This is a genomic window from Streptacidiphilus sp. MAP12-33, from assembly GCF_041261265.1.
In the GTDB taxonomy this organism is placed as follows: Bacteria; Actinomycetota; Actinomycetes; order Streptomycetales; family Streptomycetaceae; genus Streptacidiphilus.
On sequence record NZ_JBGCCA010000009.1, the window covers coordinates 1 to 20,173 of the forward strand.

The 20,173-nt window shown below is 73.5% G+C and carries 12 protein-coding genes; 5 read left to right on the top strand and 7 right to left on the bottom strand.

The window, feature by feature from the left end:
- The 7 genes from ABH931_RS11230 to ABH931_RS11260 form a co-directional block, all read right to left on the bottom strand.
- Nucleotides 1-1,479 (bottom strand): hypothetical protein (locus tag ABH931_RS11230; RefSeq protein ID WP_370112218.1); only part of this gene is annotated, 1,479 nt, incomplete at its 3' end.
- A 141-nt stretch (nt 1,480-1,620) separates the two neighbouring features.
- A complete protein-coding gene (locus ABH931_RS11235; protein ID WP_370112219.1) occupies nt 1,621-3,225 on the bottom strand; it encodes an Ig-like domain repeat protein in 1,605 nt (534 codons plus the stop codon).
- 73 nt (nt 3,226-3,298) lie between these two features.
- The gene (locus tag ABH931_RS11240; protein WP_370112220.1) at nt 3,299-4,285 is read right to left on the bottom strand and encodes a hypothetical protein; all 987 of its coding nucleotides are present in this window, start codon (nt 4,283-4,285) and stop codon (nt 3,299-3,301) included.
- Nucleotides 4,286-4,399: 114 nt separating this feature from the next.
- Nucleotides 4,400-7,132 (bottom strand): hypothetical protein, encoded by a 2,733-nt coding sequence (locus ABH931_RS11245; RefSeq protein ID WP_370112221.1) that lies wholly within the window; start codon nt 7,130-7,132, stop codon nt 4,400-4,402.
- Nucleotides 7,133-7,176: 44 nt separating this feature from the next.
- A complete protein-coding gene (gene pstA / locus ABH931_RS11250; RefSeq protein WP_370112222.1) occupies nt 7,177-10,110 on the bottom strand; it encodes a phosphate ABC transporter permease PstA in 2,934 nt (977 codons plus the stop codon).
- 269 nt (nt 10,111-10,379) lie between these two features.
- On the bottom strand, nt 10,380-11,369 hold the full coding sequence (pstC, locus tag ABH931_RS11255; protein ID WP_370112223.1) for a phosphate ABC transporter permease subunit PstC: 990 nt from the start codon (nt 11,367-11,369) through the stop codon (nt 10,380-10,382).
- 56 nt (nt 11,370-11,425) lie between these two features.
- Nucleotides 11,426-11,866, bottom strand: a complete 441-nt coding sequence (locus tag ABH931_RS11260) for a hypothetical protein (RefSeq protein WP_370112224.1) — start codon at nt 11,864-11,866, stop codon at nt 11,426-11,428.
- A 302-nt stretch (nt 11,867-12,168) separates the two neighbouring features.
- Between ABH931_RS11260 and ABH931_RS11265 the strand changes: the two genes are divergently transcribed.
- The 5 genes from ABH931_RS11265 to ABH931_RS11285 all read left to right on the top strand — a co-directional run bounded on the left by ABH931_RS11265 (nt 12,169) and on the right by ABH931_RS11285 (nt 20,171).
- Complete coding sequence (locus ABH931_RS11265) at nt 12,169-13,524, top strand: hypothetical protein (RefSeq protein WP_370112225.1); 1,356 nt, start codon at nt 12,169-12,171, stop codon at nt 13,522-13,524.
- A gap of 13 nt (nt 13,525-13,537) precedes the next feature.
- Entirely contained in the window at nt 13,538-14,494 is a 957-nt protein-coding gene (locus tag ABH931_RS11270; RefSeq protein ID WP_370112226.1) for a glutamate ABC transporter substrate-binding protein, read from the top strand.
- Nucleotides 14,495-14,623: 129 nt separating this feature from the next.
- Complete coding sequence (locus ABH931_RS11275) at nt 14,624-15,922, top strand: hypothetical protein (RefSeq protein WP_370112227.1); 1,299 nt, start codon at nt 14,624-14,626, stop codon at nt 15,920-15,922.
- Nucleotides 15,923-15,990: 68 nt separating this feature from the next.
- Nucleotides 15,991-18,639 carry a tetratricopeptide repeat protein gene (locus tag ABH931_RS11280; protein WP_370112228.1) on the top strand — a complete coding sequence of 883 codons (2,649 nt, stop codon included), beginning with the start codon at nt 15,991-15,993 and terminating at the stop codon, nt 18,637-18,639.
- Nucleotides 18,636-20,171, top strand: coding sequence for a protein phosphatase 2C domain-containing protein (locus ABH931_RS11285; RefSeq protein WP_370112229.1), 1,536 nt, complete (start codon nt 18,636-18,638; stop codon nt 20,169-20,171). The genes ABH931_RS11280 and ABH931_RS11285 overlap by 4 nt, the downstream gene beginning before the upstream one ends.
- Nucleotides 20,172-20,173 lie beyond the last annotated feature (2 nt).

Sequence of the window (20,173 nt, forward strand, 5' to 3'; positions counted from 1 at the left end):
CGCGGACGCGGGCGCGCCGGACGGGACCGGCACGGGGACAGCCACCGGCCCAGCCGCCTCCCCGGCCGAACCACCGGAGGCAGGAGCCGACAGCGGCGCCGCCGCCGAGCCCGACGCCCCCGGCGTCGGCGCGGACGCGGGCGCGCCGGACGGGACCGGCACGGGGACAGCCACCGGCCCAGCCGCCTCCCCGGCCGAACCACCGGAGGCAGGAGCCGACAGCGACGCCGCCGCCGAGCCCGACGCCTCCGGCGTCGGCGCGGACGCGGGCGGGCCGGAGGGGACCGGCACGGGGACAGCCACCGGCCCAGCCGCCTCCCCGACCGAACCACCGGAAGCGGGGGCCGGGAGCGACGGCACTGGCGCCGGGACCGGCACGGGCGCGGGCGAGCCGGTGGGCGGGGACGAGGGGCCGGCAGGCGGGCCGCCGAAGGGGCCCGGGGTGCCCGTGGGGCCGTAGCGGCGGCGACGGCGGAAGCGGAGGAAGAGGCTGACCGCGATCGCCAGCAGCACGATGACGACCGCGACGAGCGTCCACGAGATCGTCGCGTAGACGTGGTCGCTGATCGCCGACGGCAGCGCCGGGTCCGCGTCGCCGGGGACGGCCATCGGGTCCACGGTGATGCTCGCCGTCGACCAGAGCGTCGGGAAGACGCCCCGGACCTGGACCGTGTAGGTCTCCGTGTTGCCCGGCAGCAGCTCCGTCAGCGCGCCGGGGCCGCTCGCCGTCGTCAGGCCGCCGACGGCGTTGTGGACGCGGACCGCCTGGCGCCCGGCGAGGCGGATGTTGCCGGCGTTGCGGACGGTGTAGCTGACCGTCGTCGTCCCGGTGCCGAAGGGGTTGAGCGTGCCCCGGTAGCTCACCGCGACCGACTCCACGACCAGCTTGGGCCGCAGCGCGCCGGGCACGCGCAGGTGGACGCGGGTGCCGACGCGCTGGTCGACGGTGATGTCGTTGCCCTTGGCATCGGTCGTGTGGCGGCGCAGGGCCAGGACCACGCCGCCGGAGTGGTCGCCGGGCGAGGCGTTCGCGGGGACGGCGAGGGTGAAGGGGACGATCTGCCGGGTGCGCGGCGGCAGCGTGATCGTGCCGACGGCGAGGTGGATCCAGGCGCCGACGTCCGTGGAGGTCCTGGAGGCCGGCAGCACGTCGTAGCCGCCGGTGGAGGTGTTGAACGCGTCCGCCGCGTAGAGGGAGAGGGTCAGCGGGTCGTCGCCGTAGTTGTAGACGGCGACGTGGTCCTTGAGCTGTGCCCCGGGCGTGGCCGCGTAGGTGAGCGCCGCGCGCTGGTCGGGGCCGGACGCCGAGGCCGGCTGGATGCCGAAGGTCTGCTGCTGCGCCTCGGGAGCAGCGGCGGGCAAGGAGGCGGGAGCGGGCAGCGCCGCCGCGACGGTCGGCGCGAGCGCGGCGAGGACGGCGGTGAGCAGCGCCGTCAGCGCGAGGAGGGCGCGGCGCGCTCTCGTCGGGGGGCGGGTCATGGCGGGGGTCCTTTGCGCGGACGGGGGGTGACTGGGCAGGCTGTCCCTGTCGCACCGCGCTCGGACGAGGGGCGCGGTGCGACGGGGCGGCCATCAGCGACGGAACGTCACATCACGGTCGGGTGGAACGAGGAGCGCTGGTCACATCGCGGTGAGCGTCAGCACCGCGGTGTAGGTGCCCGCCTTGGTGGAGGTGGGCGCGACCAGGGAGAGGTCGGCGCCGAGCTGGGCAGTGCCCAGGCCGGTCGCGGTGGCCAGGGTCCGGGAGGACTTGAGGCCGAGCGCGCCGCCGTCGCCGGCCGCGACCGCGTTGGCCGGGGCCACCGCGCCGCCGAGGGTGACGTTCAGCCCGTCCACCTTGTTGACCAGGCGCGGGATCCAGCCGAGGTTCTCACCGTTGATCTTGTCGGCGCCCGCGTCGGTGAAGTCCACGACCTGGCCGCTGAGCGACCAGCCGGGCGCACCCGCACGGGTGTCGGTGACGGTGACGGTCTGGATCGGACCGGCCGAGGCGAACAGGGTGCTGGCCGAGTTCAGCGTGAGCGGCGGCAGGGCGACGGTGCTGCCCGCGACGCTCAGCACCAGCGCGCCGGGGGCGACGGTGGTGGTGATGTTCTCGGTACCGGTCACGGTGCCGCCGCCGGTGCCACCGCCCGTGCCGCCACCGCCGCCGGGGGCGCTGACCGTGTAGGTGACGGCCTGCGAGGTGGACGCCGCGAACTTGGTGGCGTCGGTGGGCGTGAAGGCGGCCGTGAGCTGGTGGTCGCCCTGGGGCAGGGTGCTGGTGGTCAGCGTGGCGGTGCCGTTGGCGAGGGCGACCGGGCTGCCGAGGGCGGTGCCGGTGGTGGCGTCGGTGAAGGTGATCGTGCCGTCCGCGTTCGACGGGGTGACCGTGGCGGTCAACGTGACCGCGGTGCCGGCCGCCGAGGAGCTGCCGGGCGCGACCGCCAGCGCCGTCGTGGTGGCCTGCGCGCTCGGCGGGCTGACGGTGTAGGAGGTGGCGGTGGACGCGGAGTTGCCGAACGCCGGGTCCGTCGAGGTGAACGCGGCGGACAGCTGGTGGGCACCCTGGGTCAGCGCCGAGGTGGTCAGCGTGGCGGTGCCGTTGGCGACCGCGACCGGCGTGCCGATCGGGGTGGCGCCGTCGTAGAACTGCACGTTGCCGCCGGCGGCCGGGGTGACCGTGGCGGTCAGGGTGACCGCGCCGCCGACCGTGGCCTGACCGGCCGGGGTCACCGCGAGGGTCGTGGTGGTGGCCGTCTGGGTCGGGTTGGTGGAGGTGTAGGCGGTCGGGCTGGTGAACCAGATCTTGCCCACGTAGTCGCCGAAGGTGGTGGCACCGAAGGCGTTGCGGCAGGTCAGGGTGAAGTCGTACTCGCCGGACAGGGCGGTGATCCCGGCCTGCTGGGCGAAGTAGCGCATGGTGTTGGCCAGCGGCACGACGTAGCCGCCCGCTGCGGTCTGCTGGTAGACCGAGGTCGCGGAGTTGCCGACGACCTGGGTGCCGGTGGCCGGGAAGCCCGCGCCCGACACCGACATGATCAGGTTGGTCCCACCGCCGGTGCAGCCGCCGGAGGTGGTGAAGCTCATCGCGTCGTTGTCGGCGCCGCTCGCGGGCGTCGCGGTCATGGTGCCGAGCTGGGTGTCGGCGTGCGCGGCGGCCGCGCCGATCAGGGTGGTGGCGCCGGACGCCAGCAGCGTGGCCGTCGCCAGCGCCACGCGCCGGGAGATACGGAGGGTCGACACAGGGAACTCGCCTTCGTGAGTCTGCGTGTGTGCGTACGAGGACAGGTGGGTGGTTCCGTGCGGGCGGGCAGGGTCAGCCCGTCACCTTGGAGGTGTCGCCACAGTTCGTGTCGATGCCGAAGCCGTAGTTCTTGATGATCGAACCCTGCTGGCAGATGAGGGAGTTGGAGCCGACGAAGACGGTGCTCCACGGGGCGGTCCCGACACTGGCGGAGGGGATCACGTTGTAGACCTCGCGGGTGGCCGCGGAGCCGGTGTTGAGCAGCAGCGACGGGGTGCCGTTGATGCTGCCGAGCAGCGCGGAGCCGCGCAGGTCGGCGAGGGTGCCCGCGCCCTGGGCGATGTACTGGGCGATGGAGAACGGCGCGATGGAGTTGTCGTCCAGGACGCGGCCGTCGTGCTCCTCGATCGGCTTGCCGTTCTTGGTGTCGCTGATGCACGGGTACTTGCCCGCGACCACGTCGGCGTCGGCGATGCCGACGGCGGTCTCCCAGAAGGAGCGGGTGCCCGAACCGGCCTGCGGCAGCAGCGGGTGGATCGAGTAGTTCGGGGCGGTGCCCACGTAGTTGGGGTCACAGGTGTAGATGCCGTGCAGGTCGGCCAGGGTCATCGAGCGCGGCAGCGAGCTGGTCGGCGTGATCGCGTAGGTGACCGCGTCGATGGCGTAGGGCACGTAGGTGAGGCCCGGCGTGGCGGAGGTCAGGTTGAGGCTGGAGGAGCGCGAGAACTGCAGGCAGCCGTCGTTCGCGCCCAGCGAGTTGAGCAGCGCGGTGCGGCCCGCGCCGGAGCCGTTCGGGCGGGCCTCGGCCTGGCAGGCAGCCGCGGACTGGGTGGCGATGGTCGCCGAGCCGGTCGCGTCGTACGAGCCGATCACCTTCTGGCCGTTGATGGTGATCGCGTTCGACATCGCGTTCATGACGCCCTGGGTGGTGTCGGAGCCGACACCCGCGAGCGGGCGGTAGGTGGGCGCGCCCACCGGGTCGGCGTGCGCGGTGCCGGCGCCGACGGCGAGGAGGGCGACACCAGCGGCGGCGGCGAGAAGCCTGTACTTGCCGGTCATGGAACGGTTCCCTTTCGACGGTGGAGCAGTGGACGGGCGGAGGGTTCCGGCCGTCGGGCTGGGCGTCAGGTCGTGATCCGTAGGGCGGTCCGGGGGGACAGTCGGGACGCGGGGTCAGCCCCGGGACCGCCGCAGGAAGCGGGTGAGCAGCGGTGCGGCTCCGGCGGCCAGCACGGCGACGCAGAGCAGCACCACGAACAGGTACTGGGCGGAGCCGACGGGCGTGGCGGCGGTGCGGGCGACGTTCTGCACGGCCGGTGCGCTGGGTGCGAGCGTCGGCGGGCCGTGCGGCGTCGCGGACGAGCCGCCGGAGACGCCCCCCGACGCCCCCGATCCGCCGCTCGCGCCGCCGCTGCCGCTCGCCCCGCCCAAGGAACCGAGCCCCCCGGCCGTGCCACCGCTCGCCCCGCCGGTCGTGCCGCCGGAGGAACCGGTGGTGGAGCCCGTGCCGCCGGTGGTGCCGCCGCCTGGCTTGCCCGCGCCGTCGGCGATGGTCTGGGCGGCGGCGAGCGTCTTCGTGCGCAGCGCCTGCGGCATCGGCACGTAGCCGGGGACGAGCTGCCCCTGTGCCACCCCGGGCGTCTGGCCCGGACCGGCGGCGTAGCGGAGCAGGGAGGCGAAGGCGGCACCCTCGGACTTGGTCAGCAGCGACGGCACGGTGGCCGCGTAGCTGACGACGGTGAGCGGGTAGGCGCCCTTGGCCTTGCTGTCCGGCGGCAGCAGGCTCACGCCGGTGGTGCCGACGGGCGTCATCGCCGCCTGGGCGGCCAGCATCGAGGCCGTGGTCGGCGCGACGAACTGCCCGGCCCCGTTGAGCAGGTTGGCCGTGTCGAGGCCGTACCGGGCCGCCGTCGCCGTGTCGGTGACCGCGAGGATGCCGATCTGGCCCTGGGGCTGCGGCGTCGCCTTCTTCAGCTGCGGCGGGGTGGCCGTGGCGTCCCAGATGGTCTTCGCGAGGGTGTCGCCGCGGGCGGCGGAGCGCGCCGCGTCGTGCATGCCGACCGCGTACGGGTGGGCGTCCAGGGTGCACAGCGGCGGCCGGTTGTACGGGTCGCCGGGGAAGGTCTGGCAGTACGGGTCGCTCTTGGGGAAGTCGTCGCGCGGCAGGTTGAGCTGGCTCGCCGTGTAGTTGGGGTTGACGGTCATCCCCCACGGGTCCTTCCTGCCGGCCAGGAAGTCCCGCGCGTCCGGGTCGGCCTCGACCCACGCCCACAGGTGCCGGGCGGCGTCGGACTGGCCGAGCGGCACCAGGATGTCCGGGATCCGGGAGAGGAACGCGAGCGGCTTGAAGTCCGGGTTCAGCGCCAGGAAGTCGGGGTCGGTGGTGAGGTCCGGGGGGTTGTTCTGGACGTCCGTCGCCGCGTAGCCGACGGCGTAGCGGTACGACTGCGTCAGCAGTTTGGCGACCAGGCGCGGCGTCAGGTTGAGGCTCTTGATGCGCTGGCCCTCACGTTGGCGCACGTCGGCCGGGGCGCTGGTGTAGGACTGGCTCTGGATGTCGAAGGCGACGGTCACGCCGGACAGGGCCGCCGGCGCGTACACGGGTGAGCGCCCGGCCGGGAGTTGGTCGGCGGGCACCGGATCGGCCACGTAGACCAGGCCGGGGTCGGCGTCGTTGACCAGCTTGCCGCGGGCCAGATTGTCGTCGATCTTCGTGTAGCCGAAGATCGACGAGGTCTGCCGGCAGAGCACCGGCTGCCAGCGGGTGATCGCCTCCTGCACCATCTCGGTGCCGTAGGTCAGCCGCTCGTCGCTGCCGATCGGACAGTTGAGGCCGAGCGGGGTGAAGTGCAGCGGCACGACCATGCGGTAGCGCCAGTTGCTCGTCGACAGCGGCGAGGACTGCAGCTGGCCCGAGTTGCCCGTCGGGGTCCTGCCGTCGACGTCGACCTCACCGCGCGGAACGACGACCAGCCAGCACTGGCGGCCCTCCTTCGGCGGCACCTTGAGGTTGTCGGGTGTCTCCCCGCAGCCGAGGCCGGGCGCCTCCATGCCGGTCTGCGTCTCGAAGTAGACCTGGCCGGTGCCGTCGGCCCGGGTGGGCGCGAAGGGCACCTCGTTGGTGGACTCCACGTCGAAGAACTGGCTGCCCGCCGTCGTCTCCACGACGCCGTTGACGGCGTGGAAGGGCGTGTAGACGTTGACGTTGGGCTGCGTCTGCTTGATCGGCTCCAGCGGGTCGACCAGCGAGCCGTAGTTCAGCTGGCGGGTGGAGACGTAGGCGCCGCCGCGGCTGTCGCCGCGCAGGCCGCCGTACTGGCACTGGGTGCGGTCCGGCCCGGTGGCCGCGTCGCCCCAGCACTGCATCAGCTCCAGGTAGTCCTGGGCGAAGCTGGAGGGGTTCGGCAGGGTGGGCTCGCCGCCGGTCCAGTCGACCTTGACGACCTGGTCGGTCAGGTCGGTGGTCTGCGCCACGGTCACCGTCAGCCCGGCGAACGGGCCGGTGCCGTGCACACTGACGGCGGAGCCGGAGCCGGCCGGGGTGACCAGGGTCGGTGAGCCGGGCAGACGCGGGTCGCTGCTGCCGACGGTGCTCAGCTCGGTGCCCGGCACGGCGCCGGTCGAGCCGTTGGGACTCGTGCCCGTCGCGCTCGCGCCACTCACAGCGGTCGCGCCCGTCGCGCCGTTCGCGCCGGTCGAACCGTTCGCGCCGGAGCCGACCGGGACGGGCTTGCCGGTGATCGGGTCGACCTGGACGGAGGGTCCGCCGGTGGGCAGCGCAGTGGCGGTGCGGTCGGCGCCGCCGGAGGACGCGGAGGTCACCACGCCCGCGGCGACCGCCGCCAGCACGGCGCAGGCCACGCCGGTGCGCAGGGCGCGCGACAGCGCGCGGGAGCGCGGCCGCACGGGGGCGGCGCTGCTCTTCGGAGCGCTTCGGATTCGACGCAGCATCACAGGCCGCCGTTCTTGCGGGCCATCCGGCGGGCGATCACCGGCGGCAGCGCCACGACGCAGGCGAGCAGGACCGCCGCCAGCGCCATCAGCACGTGCTCCAGGTCGCTCGTGTCGTTCGCGCTGATGGCGACGGGATCGGCGTTCACCTGCGTACCGCCGGAACCCGACGCTCCGCCGCCACTCGACCCGCCGACCAGTCCGGGGTCGGCGGCCGGCCCGGCGCCGCCCGTCCCCGCGGTCGTCCCGCCCGCGCCGGCCGCCCCGCCGGTGGCCCCACCCGAGGTCGCGCCGGTGTCGCCACCCGCGGCGCCACCCGACCCGCCGGACCCACCGGATCCGCCGGAACCCGCTCCCCCGCTGCCGCCCGCGCCACCGGTGCCGGTGTCGCACTGCGTCGTGCCCTGCTTGTCGCAGGCCGGCGGGTACGGCGCGGTCTTGGCGAGGGTGTTGGTCCCGTCGGAGGAGAAGGTCGGGTTGTTGCAGTTGCTGATGGTGATGTTCTGCGCCTGCACCCCGGGCACCCGGCGGATCTGGTCGAGACCGGCCTGCACCAGGTTGATCGGCAGCGGCGAGTACCCGAGCGCCGGGGCCTGTTGCTGCCCCTGACACAGGAAGTAGTAGGCGAACGCGCCGAGCGTGCGGCCCTTGTCGGTGTTGAACCCGCTCTCCACGGCCGTCGGCAGGATCATGTAGCTGTAGCTGGACAGCGGGTAGGCGCGCGGGTCGGAGCTGTTGTAGACGCCGGCCAGGTCCTGCGTCAGGTCCGAGTTGATCCGCGCCGTCGTCAGCCCCACCGCGACGGCGGGGGCCGTCGGCTCGACGTAGTAGTGCGAGGCGTTGAGCATCTTGGCCACCGGGAAGCCGGTGTTGAGCGCGTAGGAGTACTCGACGTAGGTGATCGACCCCTCGTTCTGGTCCTGCGCGACGAACCCGGACACACCCTGCGAGCCGCTCAGCGCGATGAAGCCGGAGCCGGGGATGGTCGGGTAGAAGGAGGTGATCCCGCAGGGCGCGCTGCGCCCGGCCTTGACGCAGTAGGCGTCCCACTTGGACGCCTCGTCGGTCTTGCTCAGCCAGGTGGTCAACTGCGCTGTGGTGCCCGACCCGTCGGACCGCACGACCGGCACGATCTGCCGGGCCGGCAGCGTCAGACCCGGGTTGTCCGCGGCGATCGCCGGGTCGTTCCACTTGGTGATGGTGTCGGTGAAGATGCCGGCGAGAGTGTCGCCGGACAGGCGCAGGTTGGTGACCCGGCGTCCGTTGATCTTCAGGTTGTACATGAAGGAGGTGCCACCGGCGACGATGGGCATGTAGGCGAACTTGCGCGAGGGCGGCGCCTCGTAGACACCCTGGTCGGTGACGCCGTACGGGATCTCGGAGACGGCGAAGTCCACGGCGCCGTTCTTGAACTTGGCGCGGCCGTCGGAGGAGCCGGTGGCGTCGAAGTTGATCTGCATGCCGTACTGCTTGACGTTGGTGGCCCAGGCGTCCATGGCGTTACTGCTCCAGGTGCTGCCCGCGCCCGAGATCGGGACGTAGTTGCTGGCGAGCGCGCGGGGGGCCGCGGCCCAGAGAAGCACGATCGCGGCGACCGTGAGCAGCGCGAGGATTCGGCGACGCACGCCGGTCACCTTTCTGTCGGAGGGGGACTTCGCACCACCCAGGGGCGCGGGGAACCGCGCGACAAGCCACCCAGCCACCTGGCGCGCCGAACGAGCAGGGCCGTCCGCACTGGGTGGTCTCTCGCGCCCCGGGGCGCAGCCCCTCGTCAGCAGGGCCCCGCGCCCCCGAGCGGGCGTGGCAACGAACCGTTGGGCGAGACGGGCGGAAGCCGCCATGCGGCGGCGCTGCTGGCCGGCCGTCAGCGTGCCGGCCGGGCGGCCGCCGAGGACGCGGGCGAGGATGAAGAGGGAGATGACCAGCGCCAGCAGCACCATCGCCGCGCCGAAGGCGCGGGTGATCTGGGTCTGCGAGGGGAGCCGGACCAGGGTGAAGACCAGCAGCGGCAGGGAGACCTGGGGGCCGCTGAAGGGGTCGGCGTTGAAGCCCTTGTTGTAGCCCGCCGTCAGCAGGACCGGCGAGGTCTCGCCGATGCCGCGCGCGGTGCCGAGGATCACTGCGGTCATCAGTCCGGAGCGGGCGGTCGGCAGGACGACCCGGAGGGTCGTCCGCAGGCGGCCCGCGCCCAGCGCGTAGGAGGCCTCCTTGAGCGAGGCGGGGACCAGCCGCAGCACCACGTCCGAGGCGCGGATGATGATCGGCAGCATCATCACCGAGAGCGCGCAGCCCGCGGCGAAGCCGCTGCGGCCCCAGCCCAGGACGAGGACGAAGACCGCGTAGATGAAGAGCCCGGCCAGCACGGACGGCAGGGCCGTCATCGCCTCGGCGAGCGTGCGGACGAACCGGCTGAACGGGCCCGGCACCTCCGTCAGGAAGACCGCGGTGCCGATGCCCAGGGGCACGGTGATGACCAGCGCGATGCCGATCTGCTCCAGCGAGCCGATGACCGCGTGCAGCACGCCGCCCGTGGTGAGCGGCGTGAGCGAGTCCGCCGAGGACATGTCCTGGGTGTAGAAGTTGGCGTGCGGCAGCGCGTTCCAGCTGCGCGTCGCGACGTAGCCGACGACGAGCGCCAGCGCCGCGAGCACCAGCGCGGCCACGCTGTGCACGACCGCGGAGGCGAGCCGGTCGCGGACCGCGAGGCCGTTCTCCTCCTGGGCGACGAGCAGGGCGTAGAGGCCGAGGAAGCAGAGCCAGGTGGTGACGACGAAGCCGAGCGGACCGTCGAACGGCAGCAGGTAGTGGAAGAGCAGGGTGGCGAGCCCGAGCGAGCCGGCCAGCGCGCCGACGACGGCGTAACGGTCGGCGGGCTTGGCGCCGCCCGGACGGCGGCGCTGCTGCCCGCCTGGCGGCGGCGGCGTACGCAGCACGACAGTCGTCCGGGGCTCCTCCTCTTCCACAGCATCGGGCGCGGAAGCAGCGGCAGCAACGGGCTCAGGCACGGAAGCAGCGGCGGCTGCGGCTGCGGCAACGGCCTCGGGCGCGGAACCGGCGGCAGCAACGGGCTCAGGCACGGAAGCGGCAGCTGCGGGCGCGGCAACGGCTACCGCCGTGCCATCGGACTCCGGCACGGAAGCGGCGGCGGCAACGGCCTCGGCAGCGGCGTCGGGCTCGGCCGGAAGAGGCGGGGTGGAGGTGGTCACGAGGCGGCTCCGGAGCGGCTGCGGGCGACCACGGCCGAGGCCGCGAAGTTCACCGCCAGGGTCATCAGGAAGAGGGCGAGTCCGGCAGCCATCAGCGCGGAGACACCGAAGGGCGTGGAGTCGCCGTAGTGCAGGGCGATGAGCGCGGAGACGGTGCTGGCACCGCTCTGCAGCACGTGGGGCTGTATCGCGAAGACCATCGAGATGATCATGTAGACGGTGATGGTCTCGCCCAGCGCGCGGCCGAGGCCGAGCATCGTGCCGCCGATGATGCCGCCCTGACCGTAGGGCAGCACGACCGAGCGGATCATGCCCCAGCGGGTCGCGCCGAGCGCGTAGGCGCCCTCACGCTCTCCCGCCGGCGCCTGGCCGAAGACCTCGCGCATGACCGAGCACATGATCGGGGTGATCATGAAGGCGACCACGGTGCCCGCGATGAAGGTCGAGGAGGTGTAGGCCGCGACCGGCGCCAGCGGGTCGTGCGGGTCGGCGCCGTCGACCTTGAAGATCGGGATCCAGCCGAAGTAGGTGGAGATCCAGCGGGCCAGTCCGGTCATCCGCGGCTCCAGGAAGAAGAAGCCCCACAGGCCGTAGACCACGCTGGGTACCGCCGCCATCAGGTCGACCAACGCGATCAGCGTCTGCCGGATGCCGCGCGGCGCGTACTCGGAGATGTAGAGGGCCGCGCACAGGGCCATCGGCAGCGCCAGTGAGACCGCGAGCAGGCCGACCAGGATCGTGCCGACCAGCACGGCGGCGATGCCGAAGTGGCCGCGGCCGGCGTCCGGCTCCCAGGTCTGGGTCGTCAGGAAGGCGAATCCGCCGACCCGGAGGGCGTTCGCGGCCTGGTAGGCCAGGAAGAAGCCGATCGCGAGCATCACCGTCAGCACCACGCCGCCACTGAGCCGCAGGCCGCCGCGGAAGAGCCGGTCGGAGAGGCCCGCACGCACGACGGGCCGCCGCCCGACCGCCGGGCTCCCGCTCACCGGCCCTCCGCCCGACGGACCCCCACTCAACGTGCCGCCGCTCAACGTGCCGCCGCTCATCGGAGCACCGCCCGGGCGAGGCCGCCGGAGGCGTGCCCGGAGCCGCCGCCGCGGCGGACGGCGAAGCGCTGCTCCGGCAGCGAGTGCGCGGCGGCGTCCGCCTGCGGCACCCCGGCCAGGAAGTGTGCCAGGTTGTACCGGCACTCGCGCAGCCGGTGGTATGCCCGGCCGGACCGCGCCGTCTCGGCGCCGTCGACGTCGAGGCGCCAGCGCCAGAGCGAGTCGGGACGCACGACGTAGACCACGGGGACGGCCCGGTCGAGCTCGGCACGCAGCCGGGTCACCGCCGCCTCGCAGTCCTGACGCCCGGGGAAGAACCCGGCGCTGCGTCCCAACTCGCGGTTGTTCGCGCTGAGCAGGCGCCAACCGAACCACGGCGACTCCCCACCGCTGTCCCGGTCCGTCCCGGTGACGATCAGGAATCTGGCTCCGCTCACGGTTCCTCATCTCCCGCGCTGGACCGCACTGGTCGCGATCGGCCGATGGAGACGGTCGAGCCTCCAGACGGATTCACAGAATCGGAGCCAGGAACGCCGGACATGAATGAGGTGAACGAGGAATGTCATAGATGTCGGAGAGTTGTGTACACGCCTCGCCAATTCCGGACACGATCGATCCGGCCCGATGTGTCACAGCTCTGCCGCGAATCCTCAAGATCGACGCATCTTGGGTGTGACCTGCCCTCCGGGACGGCCATACTTCTCCCGACGAATGCCACAGGGGGAAGGGGGCGCACAGCATGGCCACACCGGCCACGACGCGACCGGCGCCGACGCGACCGGACGTACCAGGACCGGCCGGGCCGCAGGTCGCGGCCCGCCGCGGCGGCGGCCTGACCGCCGCGCTGACGGGCACGCCGCCGCGCCGCCTGCAGACCGGAGCCGCCCTGCTGGCGCTGCTCGCGCTGCTCTTCGGTGTACTGACGGTCTGGCAGGTGAGCTCGCGCTCCTCCGCCGCGGACAACGTGGTCAACCACAGCCAGCCGCTGAGCGACGACGCCGCGCAGATCTTCCGCTCCCTCGCCGACGCGGACACCACCGCGGCCACCGCCTTCCTCCAGGCCGGCGCGGAGACGGCGGCCGTGCGCGCGCAGTACACCGGCGACATCGCGACCGCGTCGCAGCTGCTGACCAAGGCCGCCGCACAGAGCGGCGCGGGTGACCCGGGCCAGCAGTGGATCACCGAGCTCAACGCCCAGCTGCCGGTCTACGCGGGCCTGGTGGAGACAGCCAAGGCCGACGACCGCCAGGGTTACCCGCTCGGCGGCGCCTACCTGCGCTACGCCTCCGCGCAGATGCAGACCCAGATGCTCGGCGAGGCGCAGAACCTCTACACCGCGGAGACCGCCCGGCTGCACAGCGACTACGCCGACGCCCGCTCGCTGCCCTGGGCCGCGCTCGGTCTCGGCCTGGTGCTGCTGGCCGCGCTGGTCCGCGCGCAGGTCCGGCTCTTCCGCGAGACCAACCGCGTCTTCAACCCCGGCCTGGTGCTCGCCACCCTCGGTGCGACGGTGGCGCTGCTCTGGCTGGGGGTCGGGCAGGCCGTCGCCTCCTCCTACCTCGCGGACAGCGACAGCAAGGGCGCCACTCCGCTCCAGGTGCTCAACCAGGCGGAGATCGAGGCGCTGAAGTGCCGCGCCGCCGAGAACCTCAACCTGGTGGCCCGCGGCTCGACCACCGCCTACGAGACCGCCTGGGACCAGGACAAGACGACCCTGAGCGGCCGGCTCGCACAGGCGCAGTCCACGACCTCCGGCGACGCGACGGCGCAGCAGTCGATGAGCGCCGCGCTCACGTCCTGGCACGACTGGCAGTCCCGGCACGACACGGCCCACGACGCCAACCAGAACGGCAACTACGACACCGCCCTGAGCGACACCATCGGCAGCGGCACCGGCACCATCGACGCGGCCTTCACCTCGCTCAAGGGCAGCCTCGACACGGCGGCCGCGCACGAGCAGGACCAGTTCCGCAGCCTCGCCGACAGCGGCCGCGGCGCCACCTCCCTGCTCGCGCCGGGCGCGGGCGTGCTGGCGGTACTCGCCGCGGCGGGCGTGGTCATGGGCGTCAACCGGCGTGTGGCCGAGTACCGGTAGGGGGAGAGCAGAGATGAAGACCACCAACTGGTTGCGGCGCCCCGGCGTGTGGGCGGTGACGTCTGCACTGATGCTCGGCGGGTTCGCCTTCGCCGGCAGCTCCGCCGCCGCGCCGAACGACGCGGGCGCGCGGCAGTCCCAGGTGCGGATCGACCGCGCGCCGGCCGACGCGCCCAAGTGCGACGAACTGGCCACCGCCTCGCCGAGCACCTCCGACTCCGGCCTGGACGTCCAGCGGATCATCGCGCGCGGCAAGCTGGTCGCGGGCATCGACACCAACAGCTACCTGTGGGGCTCGCGCGACCCGGACAACGGGGCCATCCAGGGCTTCGACATCGACCTGGTGCACGCGCTCGCCGCCGCCATCCTCGGCGACCCGAACAAGGTGCAGCTCCTCGCCGTCCCCACCGACCAGCGCATCCCCGCGCTGCAGAGCGGCCTGGTCGACGTCGTGGTGCGCACCTTCACGCACAGCTGCGCGCGCGAGAAGCAGGTGTCCTTCTCCGCGGACTACTTCACCACCGGCCAGCAGATCCTGGTGCCGCACGGCTCCCAGGTCAGCGGCCTGAACGACAGCATCAAGGGCAAGCGGATCTGCACGGCCACCGGCTCGACGGCCGAGAGCACGCTGCAGGCCACCCCCTACAAGGCCCAGGAGGTTCCGGTCGCCAACCAGCTGGACTGCCTGGTGCTCATGCAGCTCGGCCAGGTCGACGCGACCATCACCGACGGCGCACTGGCCGTCAGTCAGCACGCGCAGGACCACTCGCTGCAGATCGTGCCCGGCCAGCTGGACACCGAGTACTACGCGGTCGCGGTCAAGCTCGGCTCGCGCGACCTGGTCGCCCGGATCAACGCGGTGCTGCAGTCCTACATCGCCAACGGCGGCTGGCAGCAGAGCTATGACACCTGGCTCAAGTCCTACACCGGACACGAGGCCACCCCGCCCGCCGCGCACTACACCGGCTGACCGCGTCAAGGTTGCAACAAGGTCCGGCCCCGAAGTGCCCCTTCGGATCCGGTTCTGACAATCTGACGACCGGCACGACCACCAGGGAGACAGGCAAGCATGGCGTTGACCGGACCGTACGGTCCCGTGATGACCCGCGAGGAGGTGGACCGCACCCTCAAAGGGCTCGGTGACGAGCGCGAGGCCGTCGAATCCTCCCTGCTGGCCTTGCAGGACCACCCGGGCCGACGCCTGCTCGAGGGCGCCCACCTGAGCGGCCTGACCGCCGAGCGCTGGTCGGCCGCCGAGCCCGGCCTGCAGCTGATGTGGACCCTGTTCGACACCTACTCCGAGGCGCTGGCCGCCGCCCGCGCGGTGCGCTCGCGCCGCACCAGGCCCACCCAGTCCGACCTGATCGAGCTGACCGAGCTGCTGCGCGGCAAGGGCGTCACCGTCGCCGGCAGCCAGCTGCCGGGCGGCGTGCCCTCGCTCACCGGCGGGGCGCGGCTCAGCGAGCAGGTGAGCCTGCGCGAGCTGGTCGACCGGATGAACGAGTGGTACGGCCGGATCATGGAGGTCTCCTCCGCGGCGGACGCGGTCTGGTCGGCGCTGCCGGCCCGGATCGACCTGCTGCTGGCCGAGCTCGGCCGGGTGCAGGCGCTGGCCCGCTCGGTCGGCGTGCTGCCCGGCGAACACCCCGCCGGGGACGCGCTGGAGGAACTCGGCAAGGAACTGGCCTCGCTGCGCAACGAGGTCGTCACCGATCCGCTCGGCTTCTGGACCCCGCGTCCGATCGGCGCTCCGGCGCCCGGCCGCGCTCCGGCGGGCGGCTCGGTGGAGACCGGCCGCTACGATCGCGCCGAGCGCGCGGTGGAGGACATCCGGCTCGAACTCACCGATCTGGTGCGGCTGCGCGACGACGCGGACGAGCGGATGGACCGGGTGGGCGAGACACTGGCCCGCGCCGACGCCACCCTGGCCGAGGCCCGCCGGGCCCGCGGCGAGGTGCTGGCGAAGATCGCCGCCACCGAGGTGCCGACCGTACCCGGGCCCGCGAGCGCGATGCGCGAGCGGCTCGCCCAGGCCGAGCAGCTGCGCCGGCACGGCCTGTGGTCGCAGCTCGGCCCGCTGCTGGACACCCTGGAGGCCGCGTCCGAGCGGGAGTTGGAGCGGGCACGGGAGTCGCTGACCGCGGTGACCGCACCGCTGGCGGTCCGCGCGGAACTGCGGGGGCGTCTGGACGCGTACAAGGCCATGGCGGCGCGACTCCGCGTCGCCGAGGATCCGGAACTGATCGAGCGGTACGACCAGGCCCGGCGGATGCTCTGGAGTGCCCCCTGCGACCTGCGCGCCGCGGACTACGCGGTCCAGCGCTACCAGCAGGGTCTACGGGCGGTCCAGCAACAGCACACCGCCGGTCCGGTCGACGGACGGCCCTACGGTGCCTGAGCGTCATCGGGGGGAAGCATCATGAAGGCACAGCAACTGACGACTTTTGCGGCTCCGGCCGCAGGGGGATGGCGGGGATGAACGCGGTACCGTGCACACGGCCGGACTGCACCGGCACAGGAGTCATCGACGCGGACGGGTACTGCACCGAGTGCGGGCTCGCACCGCTCGGGGCTGCACCGTCCGCAGGAACCGGCACAGGACAGGTGGGCGGTCAGCCCGGGAGCGCCACGGCGACGGTCACGGCCGCACCGACCGGACCGGGCGCGCCCTGCGTGCGTCCGGACTGCACCGGCACCGGCGTGATCGACGCGGACGGATACTGCACCGAGTGCGGACTCGCACCGCTGGCAGTCTCCGTCCCGGCGCAGGGCGGTGGCGGCAACGGCGGCAGCGGTTCGACCTCGAGGTCCACCCGCACCGGCTCGACCTCCCGCAGCGCCCGCACCATGTCGGGGCGTTCGCGTTCCTCGCGGACCGGCCGCAGCAGCTCGGTCTCGGTGCGCAGCACCCGCAGCACCACCCGCAGCCAGCGCGGCGCGCTCGGCGCGGGCCTGGTCACGGTGCCGCCGATCCCCAAGGAGGACCCTCGCACCAAGGTGCTCGCCAACCCCGAGGTGGCCGAGCGCAAGCGCTACTGCAGCAGCTGCGAGTCACCGGTCGGGCGTTCCAAGAACGGCGTCCCGGGCCGCAGCGAGGGATTCTGCACCAAGTGCGGCACGGCCTACTCGTTCACGCCCAAGCTCTTCCCCGGCGACGTGGTCGGCGGCCAGTACGAGGTGGTCGGCTGCCTCGCGCACGGCGGTCTGGGCTGGATCTACCTCGGCATCGACCGGCGCGTCAACGACAAGTGGATCGTGCTGAAGGGCCTGCTGGACACCGGCGACGAGGAGGCGCTGGCCGTCGCCATCGCCGAGCGCCGCTACCTGGCCGAGGTCGACCACCCCAACATCGTCCGCATCATCAACTTCGTCGAGCACCCGGACCCGCGCAAGGGCACCCGGGACGGCTACATCGTCATGGACTACGTCGGCGGCAAGTCCCTCAAGGACATCGCCGACGCGCGCCGGCTGCCCGACGGCCGACGTGAGCCGCTGCCGGTCGAGCAGGCCATCGCCTACGCGCTGGAGGCCCTGCCGGCTCTCGGCTACCTGCACCAGCGCGGCCTGATCTACTGCGACTTCAAGCTGGACAACGTGATCCAGTCGGAGGACCAGCTCAAGATCATCGACATGGGCGCGGTGCGCCGCCAGGACGACGACGGCGCGATCTACGGCACCATCGGCTACCAGGCCCCCGAGGTCGCGGCCGAGGGCGTCTCCCCCGCGTCCGACCTCTACACCGTGGCCCGCGCGCTCGCGGTGATGAGCTTCGACTTCCAGGGCTTCTCCACGGTCTACCGGGACTCGCTGCCCGGCCCGGAGGAGGTCGAGGTCTTCGACCGCTACGAGTCCTACTACCGGCTGCTGGTCCGGGCCACCGACCAGGACGCGGGCCGTCGCTTCTCCTCCGCGCAGGAGATGGCCGAGCAGCTCCACGGCGTACTGCGAGAGGTGCTGGCGCTCCAGGACGGCAAGGCGCGTCCGGCGCTCTCCACCCTGTTCGGCCCCGAGCTCCGGGTCGTGGACACCGAGTTGCTCCACGCCGAGCTGGAGGAGCCGCCGGCGTCGACGCGCGGTGGGCGCAAGAAGCAGGCGGCCCTGCCGACGCCCGGCAACGCGACGATCGCCCTGCCGGGTGGCGTCCTCGCGCCCCGGATGCTGCCGCTGGACACCCGCGCCGCGGCGCTGGCCCTGCCGGTCCCGCGGATCGACCCGGGCGACCCCAACGCGGGCTTCCTCGCCTCCCTGATGGCGACCGCCCCCGACGAGGTGCTGACCGCCCTCGGCGCGGCGCCGGTCAACTCCGTCGAGCTGCGGCTGCGCGGCCTGCGGGCGCTGATCGAGAAGGGCGACCAGGGCGCCGTCCACGCGGCGCTGATCGAGCTCGGCACGGACGCGCCGGACGACTGGCGGGTCGTCTGGTACCGGGGCCTGGCCGCTCTGGCCGACTCCGCGATGCCCGGCGGCGCCGACCCGGCCGCCGCGCTGCGCGCCGCGGCGGAGTCCTTCGACGCGGTCTACGACGCGTTCCCCGGCGAGGCCGCGCCCAAGCTGGCGCTCGGCGTCTGCGCGGAGGCGCTGGGCACCCGCGAGGACGCGGCGGAGTTCTACCGCCTGGTGTGGACGACCGACCGCTCCTACGTGAGCGCGGCGTTCGGCCTGGCCCGGGTGCTGCTCGCCTCCGGCGACCGTCCGGGCTCGGTGGCCGCACTGGAGTCGGTGCCCGAGGCGTCCACCCACTACGTCGCGGCGCGCGTCGCTTCGGTGCGGGCGCGGCTGCGCGAGCGGTCCCCGCAGGAGCCGCTGCGCTTCGACCTGGACGCGGCCTCGCAGCAGTTGGGCGGCCTCGGCCTGGACGCGCGACGGCGCGAGGAGCTCTCCGTCGAGGTGCTCGGCAAGGCCCTGGGCTGGGTCCTGGCCGGCCGCCAGGACGCCTCCGGCCCGGCGGCCTCCTCGGCCCCGCTGACCCTGCTGGGCCGCCCGGCGGAGGAGCGCGCCCTGCGCTTCGCGCTGGAGGACTCGTACCGCAAGCTGGCCCGACTGGCCGAAACCCCGGAACAACGGATCGCATGGGTGGAGCGGGCCAACCGCACGCGCCCGAGGACGTGGGTGTGACCGAGCGCATGGACCAACTGACCCTCTCCTGCCCCAACTGCGCCCAGCCGATCGCCGAGTCGGACCGCTACTGCGAGGAATGCGGCATCGACCTCACGGCAGCCCGCGCCTTTGGCGCGGACCCGGCGACGGCGCCCGACGGCTCCGCCGCGGTCGCCGGGGACGCGTCGTTCGGCGGCCACGCCGCCGGAGCGCTCCCGAGCCACGCCCTCGCCACGGGCACGCCCGGCGCAGCCGGGACCCACGGCGGCCCGGCCTTCGGCGCAGCCATGCCCGGCGGGGCTCCGTTCGGCTCCGCCGGGCATGTCGCCGCAGGCACAGCCTCCAGGGCCGGCACGCCCGGCGCAGCCGCGGGCGTCGGCGCGAGCACGGAGGCACCCACCGTCGAGCTCCCCGCCTTCGGCGGGGCCGACGACCACCCCCTCGGTTCCGCGGCGGTCGCGCCCGTGCCGTCCGGTGCCACGGGCGACTTCGTGCTGGCCGCGCCCGTGCTGGCGACCGAGACGGAGACGCCCGCCGGGGCCGACCCCTGGAGCGGGGTGCCCAGCGGCGACAGCCGCGTCTGCGTCGGCTGCGGGGCGCAGCGGATCGACACCGACGGCTACTGCGAGGTGTGCGGGTTGGCGCAGCCGCGGCCGCGGGACCATCAGGAGCGGGCACTCAACGGCGTCTGCGGCGTGAGCGACCGCGGGCACCGGCACCACCGGAACGAGGACGCGTTCGCCGTCGCCGCGACCTCCCGGCCCGACGGCGTCCCCGCCGTCGTCGCCGTCGTCTGCGACGGCGTCTCCTCCGCGACGCGTCCCGACGACGCGTCCCAGGCGGCCGCCGACAGCGCCAGCGAGGCGCTGCTGGAGGCACTGGAGGCCGGCGAGGAGCCGGAGGCGGCGATGACCAACGCGATCATGGTCGCCGCGCAGCGCGTCGACGAGCTCGCGGACGAGTTCGAGCGCGAGCCCAGCCGGAACGCGCCGGCCTGCACCATCGTCAGCGCGGTGCTGACGGAGGGCCGGGTGACCATCGGCTGGGTCGGCGACAGCCGCGCCTACTGGTTCCCCGACGAGCGCTCCGGCTCCCAGCGCCTGACCGTGGACGACTCCTGGGCGACCCGGATGGTCGAGGCGGGCCTGATGTCCGAGGCGGAGGCCTTCGCCGACCCCCGCGCGCACGCGATCACCGGCTGGCTCGGCGCGGACGCGATCGAGGTCGAGCCGCACCTCACCAGCTTCGTCCCGACCACCCCGGGCACCGTGCTGATCTGCAGTGACGGCCTGTGGAACTACGCCGAGGGCGCCGCCGACCTGGCCGCGGTGGTCCCCGCCGACGCCCGGACCAAGCCGCTCCAGGCCGCCCAGGCGCTCGCCCGCTACGCCTGCGACCGGGGCGGGCACGACAACGTGACCGTGGCCCTCCTGCCGGTCGAGCCGCCCGAGCCCGCGCTGCCGGACCACCCGCCCACGCTCGTGGGCCAGGCCCTCGACGACCAGGGCCTCGATTCACCCACCATTCAGCTACGCGAGGGGGAGAGCTGACC

Coding starts and splice junctions, on each gene's coding strand:
- ABH931_RS11270 (WP_370112226.1), top strand. CDS start 13,538: ATGAAGACCACCAACTGGTTGCGGCGCCCCGGCGTGTGGGCGGTGACG.
- ABH931_RS11275 (WP_370112227.1), top strand. CDS start 14,624: ATGACCCGCGAGGAGGTGGACCGCACCCTCAAAGGGCTCGGTGACGAG.
- ABH931_RS11280 (WP_370112228.1), top strand. CDS start 15,991: ATGGCGGGGATGAACGCGGTACCGTGCACACGGCCGGACTGCACCGGC.
- ABH931_RS11240 (WP_370112220.1), bottom strand. CDS start 4,285: ATGACCGGCAAGTACAGGCTTCTCGCCGCCGCCGCTGGTGTCGCCCTC.
- ABH931_RS11265 (WP_370112225.1), top strand. CDS start 12,169: ATGGCCACACCGGCCACGACGCGACCGGCGCCGACGCGACCGGACGTA.